Source organism: Lysinibacillus sp. FJAT-14745 (assembly GCF_001275675.1).
In the GTDB taxonomy this organism is placed as follows: domain Bacteria; phylum Bacillota; class Bacilli; order Bacillales_A; family Planococcaceae; genus Lysinibacillus.
Genome location: NZ_LITM01000010.1, coordinates 97,939 through 100,283 on the forward strand (window position 1 = coordinate 97,939; position 2,345 = coordinate 100,283).

At 38.7% G+C, this 2,345-nt stretch carries 1 protein-coding gene; it reads left to right on the forward strand.

The annotated features are described in order from the left end of the window. Nucleotides 1-571 precede the first annotated feature (571 nt). A complete protein-coding gene (locus AMS59_RS18445; protein ID WP_053485202.1) occupies nucleotides 572-2,026 on the forward strand; it encodes a sodium:alanine symporter family protein in 1,455 nt (484 codons plus the stop codon). Nucleotides 2,027-2,345 lie beyond the last annotated feature (319 nt).

Here is a 2,345-nt window from a genome sequence, read left to right on the forward strand (position 1 = left end):
GGTTTTTGCGCGAAAGCGAAGCGGCAGCGGCAGATGGTTTTTGCGCGAAAGCGAAGCGGCAGCGGCAGATGGTTTTTTGCGCGAAAGCGTAGTGCTAACGTAGCGGCAGCGGCAACAGCACGATGTTTTCCACTCAGGCGTTTTCACAGGATATGAAGTTCTTAGTCTGAGTTCCTTTGATTCAGCAGATGTTTGGACACCCGCTGAAAAATAACTTTAACCCGCATTCATCTCATCACCTATAGAGGTGGGAGACTTCTATAGCTCCACTTTGCTTTCACTACACTGAAAGAAGTTAAAAATCTTTTTCTCATACTACGGAGAAAAGGATTTTTTTTGCACTCAAGTACATATTTTGCTTTATGGCACAAAAAATGCATTAAGAATTATAAGGGAGGAAAATTTTGAAGGGAGGTAATTTTTAATTTTTTGTATTCCCTAACGACAGAAAGTCTAGGTCCCATGTAGGAAGACGATTTGAGTATTCTTCTTAGTAGGAAATGGAAGTATTTAATCTTGGGGAAAATGCTCCGAATGCAAAAAAGAATTCGTTGTTCAAGGGGGAAATGCTATGGAAGCAATGGTTAATACGTTAGTCGATTATATTTGGGGAAATACACTCGTTTATTTAGCATTAGGTGTAGGTTTGTATTTTACTATTCTGACTAGAGCTGTACAATTTCGTTATATTCCAGAAATGATACGATTATTGCGTGAACGAAAAGAATCAAATGAAGGAATATCATCTTTCCAAGCCTTTTGTATGGCATTATCTGGACGTGTCGGGGTCGGTAATATCGCAGGGGTAGCTACTGCTATTGCAGCGGGTGGACCAGGTGCAGTATTTTGGATGTGTGTGATGGCGTTCCTCGGAGGTGCAAGCGCTTTCATTGAATCAACACTAGCGCAGGTTTATAAAGAAAAAGCAGATAATCAATATCGTGGTGGATCACCGTTTTATATTGAAAAAGGTTTAAAACTTAAAGGTTTTGCTATTTTTGTAGCACTTGTTATTTGTATTTCTTATGGAGTTTTAGTACCCGGTATTCAAGCAAATACAATAGCCACTTCATTTAGTACAGCATTTAATATTCCTCCATATATAACGGGTATAGTAATTGTTGCCCTTTTAGGACTTATAATTTTTGGTGGTGTTAAACGTATTGCTCGTGTTGCCGATAAAATTGTGCCTATCATGGCGCTTGCCTACGTTCTTTTAACACTTATTATTTTAGGTGCTCATGCAAGTGAAATTCCTAATATGATTAAATTAATCTTTACAAGTGCATTTGGTACGAACGAAATATTTGGAGGTATAATTGGTACTGCCATCGCTTGGGGTGTAAGACGTTCAGTATTTTCAAATGTGGCTGGAGCTGGGGAAGCAACATTCAGTTCTGCAGCTGCTGAAGTATCCCATCCAGCTAAACAAGGATTAGTACAAGGTTTCTCGATTTACATTGATACTATTATCGTGTGTACAGCAACTGCTCTAATGATTTTAATTACAGGTATGTATAATGTAACACCTCCTGGAGCAACAACGCCTCTAGTTGAAAACATTCCTGGCGTTGTGGCAGGTACTGCTTATACACAAGCGGCAGTCTCTACTGTGTTTAATGATTTTGGTAGTGGTTTCGTAGCTATAGCCATTTTCCTTTTTGCATTTACAACTTTAATGGCCTACTACTATATCGCAGAAACTACGATCGTATATTTAGATAAAAAACTGCAATACCCAGTATTAAAATTAGTTTTAAAATTAATCTTCTTAATTGTAGTTTATATTGGAAGTGTTCAATCTGTTAGTTTGATGTGGGGTCTTGGAGATGTCGGATTCGGCAGTATGAGTTATTTGAACTTTATTGCCATCATCTTATTAACAAAACCAGCTATGAAAGTTTTGCGTGATTATGACCGTCAAAAGAAGGCTGGGCTCGATCCGATTTTTGATCCGCGAAAAGTAGGCATTGAAAACGCTGATTTCTGGATAGAGTACAGCGATAAGCATAAACACACTAAATAGAAAAAAAGAGCAACTACAAAAACTTTAATGGTTTGTAGTTGCTCTTTCATTGTTTAATTGCCATCAGCTTTCGTTTCTTGTCGATAGTTAATTAAATCATTAAAACAATTGGGTAAGTGCTCGTTTACATCCGACCCATGGGAATGAAGCGACCACGAGATGTTATCCACAATTAAAATCTATAGTTTCTTGAACAGAACCTAACATAAAAAAAACAGCCAGCACTCAGCTGACTGTCTACGTTGCCTAGCGACGTCCTACTCTCACAGGGGGAAGCCCCCAACTACCATCGGCGCTAAAGAGCTTAACTTCCGTGTTC